We start from the raw sequence: 18,688 nt of genomic DNA on the forward strand, positions 1-18,688 counted from the left end.
CCTGCCCCGGACCGGCGCCGGGATCGACCCGAACGACGAAGTCGGGCATCGGCGACCCGTGGGCCGACGCCGCGTCGTCGGCCGGGAACGCCGAACGGGCCGGCCACCGTGAGGTGACCGGCCCGTTCGGATCGTCGCGGGCGGACCCGCGGGGCGTCAGTTGCCCGTGAGCTTCTCGCGCAGAGCGGCGAGCGCCTCGTCGGACGCAAGCGTCCCCGTGGCCTCCTCCGTCGACGAGGAGTAGGTCGACGGCGCCGGGGCGCCGGCGGTACCGGAGTCGACCGTCGCAGCCTCCGCGTCGGCCTTGGCGGCCTCCGCGACCTGCTTGCGGTGCGCCTCCCAGCGCTCGTGAGCGGCCGCGTACTGGGCCTCCCACGCCTCGCGCTGGGTCTCGTAGCCCTCGAGCCACTCGTTGGTCGCCGGGTCGAAGCCCTCGGGGTACTTGTAGTTGCCCGCCTCGTCGTACTCCGCCGCCATGCCGTACAGCGCGGGGTCGAAGTCCTCCGAAGCCGGGTCGAAGCCCTCGTTCGCCTGCTTGAGCGACAGCGAGATGCGGCGGCGCTCCAGGTCGATGTCGATGACCTTGACGAACACGTCGTCGCCGACCTGCACGACCTGCTCCGGGATCTCGACGTGGCGCACGGCCAGCTCCGAGATGTGGACCAGACCCTCGATGCCGTCCTCGACGCGCACGAACGCACCGAACGGGACGAGCTTGGTGACCTTGCCGGGGACGACCTGGCCGATGGCGTGCGTCCGGGCGAACGCCTGCCACGGGTCCTCCTGCGTCGCCTTCAGCGACAGCGAGACGCGCTCACGGTCGAAGTCGACGTCGAGCACCTCGACCGTGACCTCCTGGCCGACCTCGACGACCTCGGACGGGTGGTCGATGTGCTTCCAGGACAGCTCGGAGACGTGCACGAGGCCGTCCACGCCACCCAGGTCGACGAACGCACCGAAGTTGACGATCGACGAGACGACACCCGGGCGCACCTGGCCCTTGGCGAGCGTCTGCAGGAAGGTCGAGCGGACCTCCGACTGCGTCTGCTCCAGCCAGGCCCGGCGCGACAGGACCACGTTGTTGCGGTTCTTGTCGAGCTCGATGATCTTCGCCTCGATCTCCTTGCCGACGTACGGCTGGAGGTCGCGGACACGACGCATCTCCACCAGCGACGCGGGCAGGAAGCCGCGCAGGCCGATGTCGAGGATGAGGCCGCCCTTGACGACCTCGATGACGGTGCCGGTGACGACGCCGTCCTCCTCCTTGATCTTCTCGATCGTGCCCCAGGCGCGCTCGTACTGTGCGCGCTTCTTGGACAGGATCAGACGACCCTCCTTGTCCTCCTTCTGGAGGACCAGGGCCTCGACCTCGTCGCCGACCTTGACGACCTCACCGGGGTCCACGTCGTGCTTGATGGACAGCTCGCGGGAGGGGATGACGCCCTCGGTCTTGTAGCCGATGTCGAGGAGGACCTCGTCACGGTCGACCTTGACGACCGTGCCCTCGACGATGTCGCCGTCGTTGAAGTACTTGATGGTGGCGTCGATCGCGGCGAGGAAGTCTTCGGCCGTGCCGATGTCGTTGACCGCGACCTGCGGGGTTGCGGGCTTCGCGGGGGTGGAGATGCTCATGTAGGGATGGGCTCCGATGCGGACAGGAAGTAGTTCGGACAGGGATGGTGCGCGGTCCGGTCAGGAAGGATCAGATGCCACCGACCGCCACGAGGGCAGCCGACATCTGGGCGCGCGGCACCGCCGTCCACCTTAACGACCGCTCGCCACCCGGTCAAAGCGCCCGACGGCGGGATCAGGCCAGTGCGCGGGCCACGTCGAGCAGCTCGTCGGGCACGTACCGCACCTTGCCGGCGATCTCCGGGAGCGGCACGAGCTCGACCTTGTCCCCGCGCAGCGCCGTCATCACGTTGGACTCGCCGCGCGTCACCGCGTCGATCGCCGCGACGCCGAAGCGCGAGCCGAGGATCCTGTCGGTCGGTGTCGGCGTCCCGCCGCGCTGCACGTGCCCGAGCACGGTCACGCGCGTGTCGAACCCGGTGCGCTGCTCGATCTCGAACTTGAGCCGCTCCGCGATCGAGCCGGCGACGATCTCACCGAACTTCCCGTACGCGGTCGTGTAGCTCATCTCGGTGCCCTCCGCGGGCACCGCACCCTCCGCGACGACGACGATCGAGAAGCTCGCGTGAGCGCGGTGGCGGTGCTTGAGGAACTTCGCGATCTTGACGATGTCGAACGGCTGCTCGGGTGCGAGCACGATCTCGGCGCCGCCGGCGATGCCCGCGGTCGCGGCGATCCAGCCCGCACTACGCCCCATCACCTCCACGATCATCACGCGGTTGTGGCTCTCGGCCGTGGTGTGGATCCGGTCGACCGCCTCGGTCGCCACGGTCACCGCGGTGTCGAACCCGATCGAGGCGTCCGTGCCCCAGACGTCGTTGTCGATCGTCTTCGGGATGGCCACGATCCGGACCCCCGCCTCGGCGACCTTGCTCGCCGCGTGCAGCGTGCCGTCGCCGCCGATGCAGATCAGCGCCTCGATGCGCTCCGCCTCGAGCGTCGCCAGCACGGCGTCCATGCTGCCGTCCTCGACCCTCGGGTGGTAGCGGGCGGTGCCGAGCAGCGTGCCGCCGACCGGCAGCATGTTGCGGATGTGCTGGCGCGTGAGCGGCTCGGCCTGGCCGTCGACCACACCCTTCCACCCGTTGCGGAACCCGATGATCGAGTGACCGTAGTGGCCCTCACCGTGCTTGACCACGGCGCGGATCGCGGCGTTCAGTCCGGGGACGTCGCCGCCACCGGTGAGCAGTCCGACTCGCACGCTGCACTTCCTTCTCTCGTGTGGGGGGATGAGCGTCGCGCGCCGTCGGGCGACCCGTCCCGGTCAGCCTAGCGAGCGCTCGGCGCGCGAGAGGTGCCCGAGGTCCCACGGTGGCGGTCCAGACTGGGCCCATGTCCATGTCCACGTCGATGTCCGGGTCGGGGTCCGACGACGAGCTCGCCGAGGTCGCGTTCCGCGACGTCCCGCCCGACGAGGGTGCTCGCGCCGGCCGGCGCTGGTGGGACGCCAACGCGCAGGACTACCTCGCCGAGCACGGTGACTTCCTCGGCCCCGCGGACTTCGTGTGGTGCCCCGAGGGCCTGCGCGAGGCCGACGCCGCGCTGCTCGGCGACGTCGCCGGGCGGGACGTGCTCGAGATCGGCGCGGGCGCCGCACAGTGCTCGCGCTGGCTGGCGGCGCGTGGCGCGCGCGTCCTGTCGACCGACGTCTCGCACGCGATGCTCGCGGCCGGCCGCGGGTACGACGAGGCCGCGGGGACGCAGGTGCCGGTCCTCGTGGCCGATGCGCGGGCGCTGCCGCTGCCGCCGGCCTCGTTCGACGTCGTGTTCACCGCGTTCGGAGCGCTGCCGTTCGTCCCGGACGCCGCCGCGGTGCACGCGGAGGCCGCGCGCGTGCTGCGGCCCGGCGGACGGTGGGTCTTCGCGGTCACGCACCCCGTGCGCTGGGCATTCCCGGACGACCCGGTCGGGCTGACCGCGGTCCGGTCCTACTTCGACCGCCGGCCGTACGTCGAGCTGGCGGCGTCGGGACGCGTGCTGTACGCCGAGTACCACCGCACGGTGGGCGACCACGTCGCCGACGTCGTGGGTGCGGGGCTCGTGCTCGACCGCATCGTCGAGCCCCCGTGGCCGGCCGGGCACGACCGGACGTGGGGCGGCTGGGGTCCCGTTCGGGGCGCGCTGCTGCCGGGCACCGCCATCTTCGTCGCGCACCGGCCGCAGGACACCGCGGGCTGAGCCGCGCGGGACGCCCGGGCCGGGCGGGTCAGTGGCCCGCCTCGTGCCAGCTCGCGCCGACGCCGACGCTGACGTCGAGCGGCACGTCGAGCGGTCCGGTCGGCAGCCGCTCCCCCGCCGCGGCCATCTGCTCGCGCACGAGCGCCTCGACCTCGTCGCGCTCGCCGGCGGCGACCTCGAGCACCAGCTCGTCGTGCACCTGCAGGAGCATGCGCGAGCCGAGCCCGCGCGTCGCGAGCTGGGCGTCGACGCCCAGCATCGCGAGCTTGATGAGGTCGGCCGCACTGCCCTGGATCGGCGCGTTGAGCGCCATCCGCTCGGCGGCCTCGCGCCGCTGGCGGTTGTCGCTCGTCAGGTCGGGCAGGTAGCGGCGGCGGTCGAGCACGGTCGCGGTGTAGCCGGTCACGCGCGCCTCGTCGACGACGCCCGTCAGGTAGTCGCGGACGCCGCCGAACCGGGAGAAGTAGTCCGACATCAGCGCCGACGCCTCGGACACCTCGATCCCGAGCTGCTGCGAGAGTCCGTACGCCGACAGACCGTACGCCAGGCCGTAGGACATCGCCTTGATCTTGGAGCGCTGCGCCGCGCTCACCTCGTCGGTCGGGACCCCGAACACGCGCGAGCCGACGTACGAGTGCAGGTCCTCGCCCGAGCGGAACGCGTCGATCAGCGCCGCGTCACCCGACAGGTGCGCCATGATCCGCATCTCGATCTGCGAGTAGTCGGCGGTGAGCAGCGTCTCGTACCCGTCCCCGACCACGAACGCGCGCCGGATCTGCCGGCCCGCCTCGGTGCGGATCGGGATGTTCTGCAGGTTCGGGTCCGCCGACGAGAGCCGGCCCGTCGCGGCGATGGTCTGCTGGAACGTCGTGTGGATCCGGCCCGCCGGAGCGACCGACCGCTGCAGACCCTCGACCGTCTGCCGCAGGCGGATCGCGTCCCGATGCGCGAGCAGGTGCTCGAGGAACGGGTGCTGGGTGCGCGCGAACAGGTCCGTCAGCGCGGCTGCGTCCGTCGTGTAGCCGGTCTTGATCTTCTTGGTGTGCGGCATGCCGAGCTGGTCGAAGAGCACCTCCTGGAGCTGCTTCGGCGAGCCCAGGTTCACCTCGCGCCCGATCACCGCGTACGCCTCGGCCGCAGCGGCCGACACCTGAGCGTCGAACTCGCGCTCGAGCTGCGTGAGGTAGCCGCGGTCGACCGCGATGCCGGCGGCCTCCATGCGCACGAGCACGGCCTGCAGCGGCTGCTCGACCTCGAGCAGCAGCCGTGAGCCGCCGCGGTCCGCGACCTCCGCCTCGAGCACGTCCGCCAGGTCCAGGACGGCCGCGGCGCGCACGGCCGCTCGGCGTTGCTCGTCGGTGCCGTCGAGCTCGAGGTCCAGGGCGCCCTGCGCCCCTGCCTGCGCATCCTCGGAGCCCAGCTCGCGATGCAGGTAGCCGATCGCCAGGTCCGCGAGGTCGTAGGCCCGCCGGTCGGGCTGGCAGAGGTACGCCGCGAGCTCGGTGTCGATCGCGACGCCCGCGAGCGGCAGCCCGCGCCCCGCGAGCGCATGCGCCGCGACCTTGGCGCCGTGCACGGCCTTGCGCGCGTCCTCGTCGGCCAGCCACGCCGCCAACGCCGACTCGTCCGCCGGACCGATCTCCGCGAGGTCGAGCACGACCGCCTGCCCGCCCGACGTCGCGAGCGCGATGCCCCAGGCGTCGCCTCCCGCCGGTGCGCCGGACCCGCGCACGTCCACGCCGAGCAGCTCGGCCGTGTGCGTCGCAAGCCAGTCGGCGAGGCCGCCCTCGGACAGCGGCACGACGTCGAGCGCCGCCGCGGCGACCGCGACCGCCGACGCGCCACCCTCGTCGGGCAGCATCGCGAACAACCGGTCGCGCAGGGTGCGGAACTCGAGCTCGTCGAGGATCGCGTGCAGCTGCTCGCGGTCCCACGCCCGCACCCCGAGGTCCTCCGGGCCGAGCGGGAGCTCGAGGTCGACGACCAGCGCGTTCAGTCGTCGGTTGAGCTGGACCTGCGCGAGGTTCTCCCGCAGCGACTCCCCCGCCTTGCCGGGGATCTGCTCCGCGGCCGCCACGACGCCGTCCAGGCCGTCGTACTGCGTGATCCACTTCGCGGCCGTCTTGGGCCCGACCCCCGGGACACCCGGCAGGTTGTCGGAGGACTCGCCGACGAGCGCCGCGAGGTCCGGGTAGCGCTCGGGCGGCACCCCGTACTTCGCCTCGACCGCCTCGGGCGTCATGCGCGCGAGCTCCGAGACGCCCTTGACGGGGTAGAGCACCGTCACGTCGGGGCGGACGAGCTGGAACGCGTCCCTGTCGCCTGAGCAGATCAGCACCTGCATGCCCTGGGCCGACGCCCGGCTCGCGAGCGTCGCGAGGATGTCGTCGGCCTCGTACTGCTCCTTGGTGAGCACCGGGATGTGCAGCGGCTCGAGCACACGCCGGATGACGTCGACCTGCCCCCGGAACGGTTCGGGCGTCGCGTTCCGGGTGCCCTTGTAGGCCTCGTACTGCTCGGTGCGGAACGTGGTCCGGCCGAGGTCGAACGCGACGGCCACGTGCGTCGGCTCCTCGTCCCGCAGCAGGTTCGCGAGCATCGACGTGAACCCGAACACGGCATTCGTCGGCTGGCCCGACGACGTCGCGAACTTGTCCACCGGCAGCGCGAAGAATGCGCGGTACGCCATCGAGTGCCCGTCGATGAGCAGGAGTCGGGCTGGCTGTGCGTCGCTCACGGGTGCCAACCTATCTGCCATGTCCGACACACCGGCCGACCGGCCTCAGACGCCCGACCCGACCCCCGCCGCATCCGACGCCGTTGCACCCGGCTCCTCGCCCACCGGGGTCGCAGCGGCTCCCGGTGCGCTCGACCCGCTCGACACACGCGGAACGCTGCTCGAGCGCCTCGGCATCGAGATCGTCGAGGTCGGCCCGGCGCGCGCCGTCGGAACGATGCCCGTCGCCGGCAACACGCAGCCGTTCGGCCTCCTGCACGGCGGTGCCAGCGCCGCGCTCGCGGAGACGCTCGGCTCGTACGCCGCGGTCGCGCACGCCGGTCCCGGGCGGCTGGCCGTCGGGATCGAGCTGAACGCGTCGCACCACCGCGCGGCACGGTCGGGCGTCGTCACCGGCACCGCGACCGCGCTGCACCTCGGGCGCAGCCTCGCGAGCTACGAGATCATCGTCGAGGACGGCGAGGGACGCCGCGTGTGCACCGCGAGGTTGACCTGCATGCTGGTCGACGCGATCTGATCCTCGGGGACACGCCGCGACTCGCGCGCATGACGTCGCCGCGCGATGAGGTCCTCGAGACCGCGCGGTGCCGGTCGGCGGGCGCCCGGGGTCGAGCTCGCGAGATCGTGCGCGAGCCGCCGCTGCAGCGCGCTCGTCGTCACCACGCGGTGCGTGGCCGCGGACGTGAACCCGAGCCGCGCGAGGAAGCGCTGCATCCCGCGCGCACCCGGCAGCGGTGAGGAGAACAGCTCGCACGCACCGCGCGCCTCGGCCTCGTTCGCCGCCAGGCCGAGCAGCACGTGCCCCAGGCCTCGCCGGCGCGCGCTCCCGACGACGTAGAGCGCCTCGATCACGATCGCGCTCGCATCCGTGAACAGGCTGGGCCCGACGAGGCGCGCGAGCAGGAAACCTGCCGGCTGGTCGTCCACGAACCCGACGAGCACGATGCCGGTGTCTGCGACGAGCGATCCGAGCTGACGTCGCAGTCGCTCCGCATCGTCGGTGCACACCTGGGAGCCGACCGAGGCCTCCTGGCGCGCCGCGAGGCACAGCTCGACGAGCGCCGCCATGTCGTCTGGCTGGGCAGCTCGGGCCTGAACTCCGGGTCGCACGGTGAAACCTCCGGCGGACGAGGGGGATCCGGACGAGGTGACGACACCGCTGCCCACGGTGGCGCCGAGGTCGATCATGGCCCAGCGCGGGGGCCCTGCCTAGTCCTGATCATGCGTCCAGTCGGACGACACGCGTCCGGGGACTGTGCGCGGCGAAACGATACCGACACAATCACTTCCTAGTGTCGGCCCAGCCCCGGACCGTACTGCGCGGTACGACGGCGTACCGCAGCACACCGCACGACCACCCGCAGCACCCCCGCAGCACCCCGCACCACACCCGCACCAGCCCCGCACCATCGGACGGAGGTCCTCGGTGAGCGCACCTGGCCACACCGGACGAGCGGCGCCCACGCGCCCGCTCGTCGCCGGCCTGGCCCTGGCCATCCTCACGCTGCTCGCGATCCTGGCCATGCCAGGGCCGGCACACGCCGCCACGGCGCCGTGCCAGGTCGACGCGAGCACCGCGTGCATCGGCGGCACCATCAAGACCGCGGCGGGCGAACCCGCTGCCGGTGTGGTGCTGACGATCGAGGGCGAGGGACAGACCGTGCAGGCGACGTCGGACGCGGACGGGAGGTGGTCGGCGGCGGTCACCGCGGCGGGCGACTACACGATCACGCTCGACACGACGACGCTGCCCCCGGGCGAGACGCTGCGCAACCCCGCGGCCAACCCCCGCACGGTGAGCGTCACGCTGAACGCGCAGTTCGGGGCCTTGTTCCCGCTCGGCGAACCCGGCGCGGCAGGTCCGACGACGAGCCCGACGGACGGTTCGACCTCGGGGTCGACGACCGGACCCGGCACGACGACGCCCGACGACGACTCAGGGTCCGGCATCACCGCCGCACGCGTGTGGCAGCAGTTCGCGAACGGCCTGATCTTCGGCCTGCTGCTCGCGCTCGCGTCGGTCGGGCTCTCGCTCGTCTACGGCACGACCGGGCTCAGCAGCTTCAGCCACGGTGAGCAGGTCACGCTCGGCGCGATCCTCGCCTACGTGTTCGTCCAGCAGCTCGGGCAGCCGCTGTGGCTCGCCACGGTGCTCGCCGTGCTCGTCGGCGCCGCGAGCGGCTGGGCGCAGGACTGGGGCATCTGGCACAAGCTGCGCAAGCACCACATCGGGCTCACGCAGCAGATGATCGTCACGATCGGCCTGTCCATGGTGCTGCAGTACCTGTTCCAGTTCCTCTTCGGCGGAGGCCGCCTCAGGATCGTGACGAGCAACCCCGTCCCGGTGCAGATCGGACCGGTGGTGCTCTCGCGCGAGAGCATCGTGTCGGCTGTCATCTCGATCGTCGTGCTCGCGTGCGTCTCGGTGTTCCTCATCTACACCCGGACCGGGCGGGCCACCCGCGCCGTCTCCGACAACCCCGCGCTCGCCTCCGCGTCCGGTATCGGCGTGGAGCGGATCATCCGGGTCGTCTGGACGGGGTCCGCCGGCCTGGCGGCCCTCGGTGGCGTGTTCATGGGTCTGTACTTCCAGGCCACGTACTGGAACATGGGCGGCACCGTCCTGCTCCTGATGTTCGCCGCGGTCACGCTCGGCGGTCTCGGCACCGCCTGGGGCGCGCTCGTCGGCTCGATGGTCATCGGCGTGGTCGCCGAGATGTCGAGCCTGGTCATCCCGTCGGACGTCAAGTTCGCCGGGGCGCTGTTCATCCTGATCCTCGTGCTCCTCGTCCGGCCGCAGGGCATCCTGGGCCGCCGGGACCGGATCGGCTGAGGGGGACGACATGGACTGGATCCGCATCCTCACCAACGCCGCCGGCGAGATCTTCGCCCCGGCCACGGCCGCGTACGCGCTGGCCGCCATCGGGCTGAACATCCACTTCGGCATGACCGGGCTCCTCAACTTCGGCCAGGCCGGGTTCGTGCTGCTCGGTGCGTACTCCTACGGGATCTCCGCGATCGCGGGCTGGCCGTTCTGGGCCTCGATCCTCGCGGCCATCGGTTCGGCGCTCGTGTTCGGCGTCCTGCTCGGCATCCCCACGCTCAAGCTGCGCGGCGACTACCTGTCGATCGTGACGATCGCGGCCGCCGAGATCGTCAGACTCGTCAGTCGCACGACCTCACTGACGTGGCTCACGGGCGGCAACTCCGGGCTCACGAAGGGCGACGGGTACAAGGACTCCTTCGAGGCGCTGTGCCCGTTCCCCCAGGGCACCACCGCCATCGGCCCGTGGGAGTACGACAACTGCCTCTCGAGCAGCTGGTGGCTGCGCGTGTGCGCGTGGTCGGCCGTCGCGATCGGCTGCTTCCTCGTCTGGCTCTGGATGCGCAGCCCGTGGGGTCGCGTGCTCAAGGGCATCCGCGAGGACGAGGACGCCGTTCGGGCCCTCGGCAAGAACGTCTACTCGTACAAGATGCAGGCGCTCGTCCTCGGCGGCATCGGCGGTGCGATCGCGGGCATCTTCTACACGATGCCGAGCTCGATCCAGGCCGATGCCATGGGCCGCACGATGACGTTCAACATCTGGACCGTGCTGCTGCTCGGCGGCGCCGCGACCGTCTTCGGTCCGGTGCTCGGGTCCGTGCTGCTGTGGACCGTGTTCATGCTCGTCAAGAGCGTGCTGCGGGACATGGACCTCGGGTTCATCACCCCCACGCAGTCCGAGTCCTTCAGCTGGATGCTCGTCGGCATGACCCTCATGCTGCTGGTCATCTTCCGACCACAAGGCATCCTGGGCGACAAGAAGGAGCTGGCGATCGATGTCCGCTGAGACCTCCCGCCCGCCGGGCGACGCGCGCGCAGCCGTCGCCCGGGCCCTCGCGGACGTACCGCGCGAGCCGGGTTCGGCCAAGCCCGACCCGATCATCGTGGCCGACAAGGTGAGCCGGACGTTCGGCGGCATCAACGCCGTCGAGGTGGAGCACCTCGAGGTGCAGCGCGGCGCGATCACGGCCCTCATCGGCCCCAACGGCGCCGGCAAGACGACGCTGTTCAACCTGCTGACCGGCTTCGACCGGGCGGACACGGGCACGTGGTCGTTCGAGGACAGGTCGGTGTCGGGCAAGTCCGCGGCGTACATGGCCTCGCTCGGCATGGTCCGCACGTTCCAGCTCACCAAGGCGCTGTCGCGCATGACGGTGATCGACAACATGCGCCTCGGCGCGACCGGCCAGAAGGGCGAGAACGTCTTCACATCGCTCCTGCCCTGGCTCTGGCGCCGGCAGGAGGAGGAGCTGACCGTACGGGCCGACGAGCTGCTCGCCCGGTTCAAGCTCGACACCAAGCGCCAGGACTTCGCCGGCAGCCTCTCGGGCGGTCAGCGCAAGCTCCTCGAGATGGCCCGCGCGCTCATGACCCGCCCGACGATGGTGATGCTCGACGAGCCCATGGCGGGCGTGAACCCCGCGCTGACCCAGTCGCTTCTCGGGCACATCCAGGGCCTGCGCGACGAGGGGATGACCGTGCTGTTCGTCGAGCACGACATGCACATGGTCCGGCACATCTCCGACTGGGTCGTCGTGATGTCCGAGGGCCGCATCGTCGCCGAGGGGCCGCCGACGACGATCATGCAGGACCAGGCGGTCGTCGACGCGTACCTCGGCGCGCACCACGACACCGACCTCGGGGACGACGCACTCCTCGAGGAGGACGTGGTCGAGCAGTACGAGGCCGAGGCCGAGGCCGAGGAGGCGACGCAGTGACCACCACGACGAACGCGACCGAGACACACCGCGGCGCACCGCAGGGCGAGCCGCTGCTCGCCGCGACCGACATCGTCGCCGGCTACCTACCGGGCGTCGACATCCTCGGCGGCTGCAACCTCGTGCTGCACCCCGGCGAACTGGTGGGCATCATCGGACCGAACGGCGCCGGCAAGTCGACGCTGCTCAAGGCCCTGTTCGGCCTCGTGCCCGTGCGCTCCGGCACCGTGACCCTCGGCGGAGAGGACATCACCAACCACCGCGCGGACCGTCTCGTGAAGCGCGGGGTCGGCTTCGTGCCGCAGACCAACAACGTGTTCCCCTCGCTGACCATCGAGGAGAACCTGCAGATGGGGATCTTCCAGGACCCCAAGCAGTTCGGGCGCCGGTTCGAGTTCGTCACCGACATCTTCCCGGCGCTCGCGGAGCGTCGGCGCCAGCGGGCCGGCTCGCTGTCCGGTGGTGAGCGTCAGATGGTCGCGATGGCGCGCGCGCTCATGATGGACCCGTCCGTGCTGCTGCTCGACGAGCCGTCGGCCGGGCTGTCGCCCGTACGGCAGGACGAGGCCTTCCTGCGCACGCGCAAGATCAACAAGGCGGGCGTCTCGATCGTCATCGTCGAGCAGAACGCACGTCGCTGCCTGCAGATCTGCAACCGCGCATACGTGCTCGACCAGGGGCGCAACGCGTACTCCGGGCCGGGCCGTGAGCTCATGAACGACCCCAAGGTCATCGAGCTCTACCTCGGCACGCTGGCGACCGACGTCGAGGCCGCCGACAAGGCCCATCCCGAGGCCTGATCCTCTCGTCGACACATACGTCGGCCCCGGTCGGTCACCAGGACCGCCGGGGCCGACGTATGTCGGGTCAGGTCAGGTCACTCGACCGCGCCCTCGACCGCCTTCACCCACGTGAACTTGTTGTCGTCACCGGCCGAGAAGATGCCGATGAACGCCGACGACGGGTCGTTGTCCGCGTTGAACGGACCAGCACCCGAGACGGCCTCGTAGTCGATGTTCTCGCCTGCTGCGAGAAGGTCGGCGCACTCCTTGAAGCCGGTGCACTTCTCGCCACCGTCCGCACCGGAGACCGCCGCGAGGTTCGCCTGGACGGTCTCGCCGTCGGTGTCGCCACCCTTGACCGCCGCCAGCGCGATGAGAATCGCCGCGTCGTACGACTCCGGGCCGTAGGAGAAGTCGGTGAGGTCGGGGTCGACCTCCTTCATCCGTGCCTGGAACTCGTCGGACGGGAAGGCGCCGGGCACGGTGCCCTGCGTCGTCCACGCCGCGAGCGTGCCGGCGTCGAAGTCCGCCGAGTAGTCCGCGACGTTGCCGTCGACCATGTACAGGCGGCCCTTGAAGCCCGCCCCGACCAGCAGCGGCACGATCGACTTCGTCTGCTCGAACGCGATCAGCGCGATCGCGTCCGGAGCACCGCCGTTGTTCGACGTCATGATGGCCGTCACGGCGTCGCCGTACGGGCCGTCGGTCGCGAACTCCTGGCCGGTCTTGCCGTACGTGACGGTGCCGCCGGCACCCTCGACCGTCGCCTGGACGACGTCACGCAGCGAGGTCCCGTACTCCTCGTTGAACACGAGGAAGCCGAGGTTCTCGACACCGTCGTTGATGATGAGGTTGCCGAGCGCGTTGCCCTGGACGGTGTCCGGGGGTGCGGTCCGGAAGTAGAACGGGCTGTAGCCGGACAGCGTGGTGGCGGTGTTGGCGGGCGAGAACATCACGACCTTCGAGTTCGTGATGTCGTCGATGACGAGCTTCGTCACGCTGGACGACGCGGCGCCGATGACGGCCGCGACGTTCTTGCTCTTGAGATCGGTCCACGACTGCGGAGCGACGTCGGCGTGGTCCGCGTCGGACGAGTCCGCGTGGTTCACCTGGACGTCCTGACCGCCCACGCCACCGGCCTCGTTGATCTCCTTGACGGCGAGGTCGACGCCCGCGATCTCGGGCGGGCCGAGGAAGGCGAGCGAACCCGTCTGGGGAAGCAGCGTGCCGAGGATCAGGGGGTCACCGCTGCCCCCGGTGTCGGAGGTGGAACCGGACGTGGCGGTCTCGTCGTCGCCGGGGGTGTCGTCGGACGAGCATGCCGTGAGTGCGAGCGCGACGACCGCCGCGACCGCAGCGGCTCGAACCGCGTGGTGCCTACGAACCATGGCGTACTACCTCTCCGTGAAGGTTGCGTCAGCTCGCCGACGACGCCGGCGAGCAGACAACGTGACGCGACGGTAACCATGTTTTGTTAACCGGATGTAGCCGCCAAGGTGCGTCGCCACTTCGTTGTCGAGTTGTGATGAACTCGCAGGTGGCCGAACCGGCGCCGAAACGGTGTCCGCAGGGCGGGACGGCTCGTCCCACGAGGCTGGATCGACGGGGGTGGACGGATGCGGTTCGTCACCTTCAACGCGCTGCACGGTCTCCACCCGGGTGACCCGGGACCGGACCCGGACGCCTGGCCCTTCGCCGTCGCGAGCCTGCAGGCGGACGTCCTCGCGCTCCAGGAGGTGGACCGAAGGCAGGTCCGCTCGGGCGGCGTGGACATGACCGCAGTCGCCGCCCAGGCCGCGGACCTGCCGCACTGGCGGTTCGCGCCGGTGATGCTCGGGCGCCCCGGCCGGTGGCGGGACGCCGGTCCCGACGACGACGCAGCCGCGCCCGCGCACGGCATCGCCCTGCTGAGCCGCTACCCGGTCTCGAGCTGGACGACGATTGCGCTGCCCGGCGGTCCCCGCCGGACGTGGGTGCGATCGCCGGATCACCTGCTCCCCCGCGTGCGCCGTGACCGGCCGCGCTGCGCGCTCGTCGCACGCGTCGCGTCCCCCGCGGGCGACCTCACCGTCGTCGCGACGCACCTGACGCCGCTGCGGGGCCAGAACGTCGCGCAGCTGCGCGCGCTGGTGGACGCGTGCGCCGCACTGCCCCGCCCGCTGGTGGTCCTCGGTGACCTGAACCTCGGCCCGGCCACCGCGCGGTCCGTCACCGGCTGGAGTGCCGCCGCGACCGCCGGCACGTTCCCCGCCGACGATCCCCACGCCCAGGTCGACCACGTCCTCGTCGACGGGCCGCTGCGCGCCGACGGCGCTCAGGCGCGCGCGACCGGGCTGAGCGACCACCGCGCGCTCGTCGTCGACCTCACGCGGACGTGAGAGCCGAACCGGACAACGGTCAGGAACCGCCGCCGACCTGCTCGATCACGGCGTCGGCGACCTCGCGCATCGTGAGGCGACGGTCCATCGACGTCTTCTGGATCCACCGGAACGACTCCGGCTCCGAGAGGCCCATCTTCGACATCAGCAGGCCCTTGGCCCGGTCGACCCGCTTGCGGGTCTCGAACCGCTCGGCCATGTCGGCGACCTCGGACTCGAGCGCGCTGATCTGCGCGTACCGGGAGATCGCGATCTCGACGGCCGGCAGCAGGTCCGCGGGGCTGAACGGCTTGACCACGTAGGCCATCGCGCCCGCGTCACGCGCGCGCTCGACGAGCTCGGTCTGCGAGAACGCCGTCAGCAGCACGACCGGCGCGAGGTGCGCCTTGCCGATCCGCTCCGCGGCGGAGATACCGTCGAGGACGGGCATCTTCACGTCCATCACGACGACGTCGGGCTTGAGCTCGGTCGCGAGCGCGACCGCCTGCTCGCCGTCACCGGCCTCGCCTACGACGTCGAACCCCGCGTCGCGCAGCGTCTCCACGACGTCCATGCGGATGAGGGCTTCGTCCTCGGCGACCACCGCGCGGCGCGCGGCGCGCGGCGCCACGGGTGCGGGCGGCGCGGCCGCGGTGAGGTCGAGCTCGTCGGAGGTCGACTGGGGGGTGGCGTCCTTGGTCACGGGGACAGCGTAGTGCGCACGGTCCCCCGGTCCGCAGCCCACGCCGGTGTGAGGCCGCACACGGCCCGCGGACCGGGCGCCACCACCCCTGTGCGGCCACTATCCTGGCGCCTGGCCCCGGTAGCCCAACGGCAGAGGCAATCGGCTCAAACCCGATCCAGTGCGGGTTCGAATCCCGCCCGGGGCACAGCATCGCTGCAGCGCACGACGAACGTCACGGTCACCGTCGCCACCGCGACGTCGGGCGCGCAGTCGTGAACGTGTGAGAGACGACCGCTCAGCCGAGCACGCCGGCGAGGGCGGCGTCCATCGCGGCGAGCGGCGCCGGGCGACCCGTCATCAGGCGCACCTGCTCCGCGGCCTGGTGCAGCAGCATCCGCTCGCCGCCCACGGCGACGCCGCCCAGCGCGGTCCACGCCGCCTGCAGCGCGGTGGGACACGGGTCGTAGGCGACGTCGAGCAGCACGCCCGCGGGTCGCGCCGTGAGAGCCAGCGCCAGCTCGTCGGCGGCGTGCGGCGGGAGCGTGGACACGACGACGTCCGCGCGAGGGATCGTCGTCGCGGCCTCGTCGAGCCGGCGCAGCTCGACCGTGACGCCCATGCGATGAGCCGCCCGCAGCAACCCGCCCGCACGGCCCGCCGAGCGCACCAGGACGACCGGCGTGGTGCAGCCCAGCTCGGCGAGCGCCGCCAGGGTCGACGACGCGGTCGCGCCGGCGCCGAGCACGACCGCCGAACGCGCCGGGGCGGTACCCAGCCCCTCACGCAGCGCGGCGACCAGGCCGTGCACGTCCGTGTTCGCGCCGACCAGGACGCGTCCGGCACCGGCGGACTGCAGCAGGACGGTGTTCACCGCCCCGACCACGCCGGCGAGCGGCTCGACGTGGTCGAGCAGCGGCAGCACGGCGTGCTTGAGCGGCATCGTCAGGCTCAGCCCGGCCCACTGCGGGCCGAGCGTCGCGACGAACGACGCCAGCCCGTCCTCGGCGACGTCGACCGCGTCGTAGGCCCAGTCGTCGAGGCCGAGCGCGGCGTAGGCGGCGCGGTGCAGCGCGGGTGACAACGAGTGCGCGATCGGGTGGCCGAGCACGGCCGCCCGGTGCGCGACCGGTTCGCTCACTCGTTCTCCGCGGCCCAGTCCTGGTAGCGCGCCTTGCACTCCAGGAACTCGTCCTCGGTCACCTGGAACTCCGTCTTGCCGTTGTCCGGGCTCGGCGTGCACCACCACATCCAGTCGCCGTCCGCGGGGTGCAGCACTGCGTCGATCGAGGCGGTACCCGGCGACGCGATGGGTGTGGGCGGCAGCCCGGTGTGCACGCGCAGGTTGAACGGGTTGCTCTCGTCCTGCAGCGCGGCCTTCGTGAGCTCCTCACCCGGTGCCAGTCCGTAGCGCACCGCGGCGTCGATCCCGAGGGTCCAGTTGTCAGCCAGCCGGTTCTCGATCGCGCGCGCCATCGTCGGCCGGTCCTCGTCGAGCTTGGCCTCGCGCTCGATGAGCGACGCCTTGTTCAGGACCGTCTCCCACTGGTCCTGGGCGACGCCCTTCTCCGTGAGCACCTGGACGGTCTTGGCGGTCATCTGTGACAGCAGGCTCACCGCGGTCTCGTCGGGCTGCACGGAGTACGTCGCGGGGAACAGCCACCCCTCGACCTCGCCGCCGGCCTCGGCGGGCAGCCCGATCGTGTCGGGAGCGTCGATCGCGGCCTGCAGGTCGGCCTCGGGGATGTCGGTCTTCTCGGCGACGCGCGCGACGATCTGCGCGGCCGTCAGGCCCTCGGCGATCGTCACCTTCGACTCGATCTTGCTCGCGGGGTTGAGCAGCGACAGGACCGCATCGCTCGCGGGCATCCCGAGCAGCAGCTGGTAGGTGCCCGGCTGGATCCCGACCGCGTCAGGGTTGGCGGAGTACGCGTCGGCGAACACGCCCGCGGACGCGACGACACCCGCGTCGGCGAGCGTCGCGCCGATCGCCGCTCCCGAGTCACCCTCGTTGACCACGACGGTCACGCTGCCGTGCCCGGGGCCGGGGAAGTCGGTCGGCGACGCCGAGGCGGTGCCGCCGCTCCAGTTCTGGAGCATCGAGAAGACGAGGTAACCCGCGCCGAGCACGACGACGAGCAGGATCGCCACGACCCAGAACGAGCGGCGTCGACGACGCCGCTTCTCCCGCGCGACCGAGCCGCGCTCGCGCGAGCTGCGGGCACGGCTCGGTGCCGGCTCCTGCGGGACGTCGCTACGTTCTGGTGCCCACCAGTCGGTCTGGTTGCTCACGGCTGCCTCTCTCGAGTCGTCGTGGGGGACGGCGCCGTCGCGGCCACCGTTCGTCGGGTAGGGATACGCATCACTGTCCGTTGTCCGCCTGCCAGGCGCGCAGCTCGGCGTCGTACGTCTGGAACTCGTCGAAGGTCGAGGCGTACTTGGTCTCGCCGGTCTCGGGGTTCACGGTCACCCACCACACCCAGTCGCCGTCCGCGGGGTTCGCGACGGCGGCGATGGAGGACTGCGACGGCGTGGTGATCGCCGTCGGCGGCAGGCCGAACCGGACGAAGGTGTTGTACGCGTTGTCCGGGTCCATCGTCTGCTCGGTCGTGACCGGCTCGCTCGAGCCGAGCCCGTAGGCGACGGCGGCCTCGACGCTCAACGGCTGCTCCCTGTCGAGCCGGTTGAGCAGGACGCGCGCCACCATCGGGCGCTGGTCCTCCGGGACGGCGATGGTCTCGAGCAGGGATGCGAGCACGATGGTCGACGACCACTCGTCCGCCGGGACGCCGGCGTCGCGCAGCGCGTCCGCCGTGCGGCCGGTCATCAGAGTGAGCACCTGGGCAGCGGTCGCATCCGTCGGCACGTCGTAGGTGCCGGGGAACAGCCAGCCCTCGAGGTGCCCCTCGGCCTCGTGCGGCAACCCGAACGCTTCCGGATCGGCGGCGGCCGCCTGCAGGTCGGCGAGCGGGATCATGGTCTTCTCGCTGATCCGGGCGAGCGTCTGCACCGCCGTGAGCCCCGCGGGGATCGTCAGACGCAGCGACGCGAGGTTGGCGGGATCGAGCAGCGCGGCGGCGGCGTCGGCCGCGGGCATCTCGGCCTGCAGCCGGTACGTGCCGGGCTGGGCCACCGCTCCGGCGGCCGCATAGGCGTCGACGAAGACATCCGCATCTGCGACGACGCCCGCGGTCACGAGCGAATCGCCGAGCGTCTGCGCGGAGTCCTTCGCGCGCACCGTCACGAGCACCTCACCGTGCCCGGGGCCCGCGAAGTCGGTGACGACGGTCTCGGCGACCGTCGGGACGGCGGCCTCCTCGTCCCCGCCCAGCAGCGATGCGATCACGTAGGCGGCCCCCGCACACAGCCCGACGACGACGAGCACGACGAGCACGAGGCGCCGCCGCCGTTCCCGACGCTCGTGCGACTCGCGTGCGCGGTAGGCGGAGCGCCCGGCGGCGGCCGGGTCGACGCCGGCGGCGCGACCTGACGGCGCGGTGGCGGGGTCGACGTCGGTCGGCATCACTTCGCCCTCTCCCGTCCGTCCGGTACGCCACTG

General features: G+C 71.7%; 16 protein-coding genes and 1 tRNA gene. 8 read left to right on the forward strand and 9 right to left on the reverse strand.

All coding sequences use genetic code 11. From position 1 onward, the window contains the following. Positions 1-156: 156 nt before the first annotated feature. Positions 157-1,632 (reverse strand): 30S ribosomal protein S1, encoded by a 1,476-nt coding sequence (rpsA, locus tag CCO02nite_RS01420; RefSeq protein WP_146841239.1) that lies wholly within the window; start codon positions 1,630-1,632, stop codon positions 157-159. A 175-nt stretch (positions 1,633-1,807) separates the two neighbouring features. After that, entirely contained in the window at positions 1,808-2,833 is a 1,026-nt protein-coding gene (locus CCO02nite_RS01425) for a 6-phosphofructokinase (RefSeq protein WP_146841240.1), read from the reverse strand. 131 nt (positions 2,834-2,964) lie between these two features. Between CCO02nite_RS01425 and CCO02nite_RS01430 the strand changes: the two genes are divergently transcribed. Continuing rightward, complete coding sequence (locus CCO02nite_RS01430) at positions 2,965-3,810, forward strand: class I SAM-dependent methyltransferase (protein WP_146841241.1); 846 nt, start codon at positions 2,965-2,967, stop codon at positions 3,808-3,810. A 28-nt stretch (positions 3,811-3,838) separates the two neighbouring features. Here the strand turns inward: CCO02nite_RS01430 and polA are convergent, their stop codons facing one another. After that, positions 3,839-6,568: a DNA polymerase I gene (polA, locus tag CCO02nite_RS01435; RefSeq protein WP_146841242.1), complete on the reverse strand. Its 2,730-nt coding sequence runs from the start codon at positions 6,566-6,568 to the stop codon at positions 3,839-3,841. Between polA and CCO02nite_RS01440 the strand changes: the two genes are divergently transcribed. Next, on the forward strand, positions 6,567-7,064 hold the full coding sequence (locus CCO02nite_RS01440; RefSeq protein WP_146841243.1) for a PaaI family thioesterase: 498 nt from the start codon (positions 6,567-6,569) through the stop codon (positions 7,062-7,064). The genes polA and CCO02nite_RS01440 overlap by 2 nt on opposite strands. Here CCO02nite_RS01440 and CCO02nite_RS01445 read toward each other — a convergent pair. After that, complete coding sequence (locus tag CCO02nite_RS01445; protein WP_146841244.1) at positions 6,983-7,615, reverse strand: GNAT family N-acetyltransferase; 633 nt, start codon at positions 7,613-7,615, stop codon at positions 6,983-6,985. The genes CCO02nite_RS01440 and CCO02nite_RS01445 overlap by 82 nt on opposite strands. A 358-nt stretch (positions 7,616-7,973) precedes the next feature. Between CCO02nite_RS01445 and CCO02nite_RS01450 the strand changes: the two genes are divergently transcribed. From CCO02nite_RS01450 to CCO02nite_RS01465, 4 genes are read left to right on the forward strand one after another with little or no spacing between them, the layout of a single operon-like run. Continuing rightward, positions 7,974-9,380 (forward strand): branched-chain amino acid ABC transporter permease, encoded by a 1,407-nt coding sequence (locus CCO02nite_RS01450; protein WP_246117259.1) that lies wholly within the window; start codon positions 7,974-7,976, stop codon positions 9,378-9,380. A gap of 10 nt (positions 9,381-9,390) precedes the next feature. Next, on the forward strand, positions 9,391-10,377 hold the full coding sequence (locus CCO02nite_RS01455) for a branched-chain amino acid ABC transporter permease (RefSeq protein ID WP_146841245.1): 987 nt from the start codon (positions 9,391-9,393) through the stop codon (positions 10,375-10,377). Next, positions 10,367-11,308 (forward strand): ABC transporter ATP-binding protein, encoded by a 942-nt coding sequence (locus CCO02nite_RS01460; protein ID WP_146841246.1) that lies wholly within the window; start codon positions 10,367-10,369, stop codon positions 11,306-11,308. The genes CCO02nite_RS01455 and CCO02nite_RS01460 overlap by 11 nt, the downstream gene beginning before the upstream one ends. Then, the gene (locus tag CCO02nite_RS01465) at positions 11,305-12,108 is read left to right on the forward strand and encodes an ABC transporter ATP-binding protein (protein ID WP_146841247.1); all 804 of its coding nucleotides are present in this window, start codon (positions 11,305-11,307) and stop codon (positions 12,106-12,108) included. Before CCO02nite_RS01460 ends, CCO02nite_RS01465 begins: the two co-directional genes overlap by 4 nt. Before the next feature lie 77 nt (positions 12,109-12,185). Here the strand turns inward: CCO02nite_RS01465 and CCO02nite_RS01470 are convergent, their stop codons facing one another. Continuing rightward, positions 12,186-13,478 (reverse strand): ABC transporter substrate-binding protein, encoded by a 1,293-nt coding sequence (locus CCO02nite_RS01470; protein ID WP_146841248.1) that lies wholly within the window; start codon positions 13,476-13,478, stop codon positions 12,186-12,188. A 228-nt stretch (positions 13,479-13,706) separates the two neighbouring features. Between CCO02nite_RS01470 and CCO02nite_RS01475 the strand changes: the two genes are divergently transcribed. Beyond that, the gene (locus CCO02nite_RS01475; RefSeq protein ID WP_146841249.1) at positions 13,707-14,468 is read left to right on the forward strand and encodes an endonuclease/exonuclease/phosphatase family protein; all 762 of its coding nucleotides are present in this window, start codon (positions 13,707-13,709) and stop codon (positions 14,466-14,468) included. 19 nt (positions 14,469-14,487) lie between these two features. Here the strand turns inward: CCO02nite_RS01475 and CCO02nite_RS01480 are convergent, their stop codons facing one another. After that, a complete protein-coding gene (locus tag CCO02nite_RS01480) occupies positions 14,488-15,150 on the reverse strand; it encodes an ANTAR domain-containing response regulator (RefSeq protein ID WP_146841250.1) in 663 nt (220 codons plus the stop codon). A gap of 114 nt (positions 15,151-15,264) precedes the next feature. On the opposite strand from CCO02nite_RS01480, the gene CCO02nite_RS01485 reads away from it, so the two are divergent. Further along, positions 15,265-15,337 (forward strand) — tRNA-Leu (locus CCO02nite_RS01485). Positions 15,338-15,427: 90 nt separating this feature from the next. On the opposite strand, the gene CCO02nite_RS01490 is transcribed toward CCO02nite_RS01485, so the two are convergent. From CCO02nite_RS01490 to mltG (CCO02nite_RS01500), 3 genes are all read right to left on the reverse strand, one after another. Continuing rightward, a complete protein-coding gene (locus CCO02nite_RS01490) occupies positions 15,428-16,270 on the reverse strand; it encodes a shikimate dehydrogenase (protein WP_146841251.1) in 843 nt (280 codons plus the stop codon). After that, positions 16,267-17,421 (reverse strand): endolytic transglycosylase MltG, encoded by a 1,155-nt coding sequence (mltG, locus tag CCO02nite_RS01495; protein WP_146841252.1) that lies wholly within the window; start codon positions 17,419-17,421, stop codon positions 16,267-16,269. Before mltG (CCO02nite_RS01495) ends, CCO02nite_RS01490 begins: the two co-directional genes overlap by 4 nt. Before the next feature lie 70 nt (positions 17,422-17,491). After that, entirely contained in the window at positions 17,492-18,652 is a 1,161-nt protein-coding gene (mltG, locus tag CCO02nite_RS01500; RefSeq protein ID WP_146841253.1) for an endolytic transglycosylase MltG, read from the reverse strand. Positions 18,653-18,688: the final 36 nt, after the last annotated feature.

The organism is Cellulomonas composti, from assembly GCF_007990245.1.
Lineage (GTDB): Bacteria > Actinomycetota > Actinomycetes > Actinomycetales > Cellulomonadaceae > Cellulomonas > Cellulomonas composti.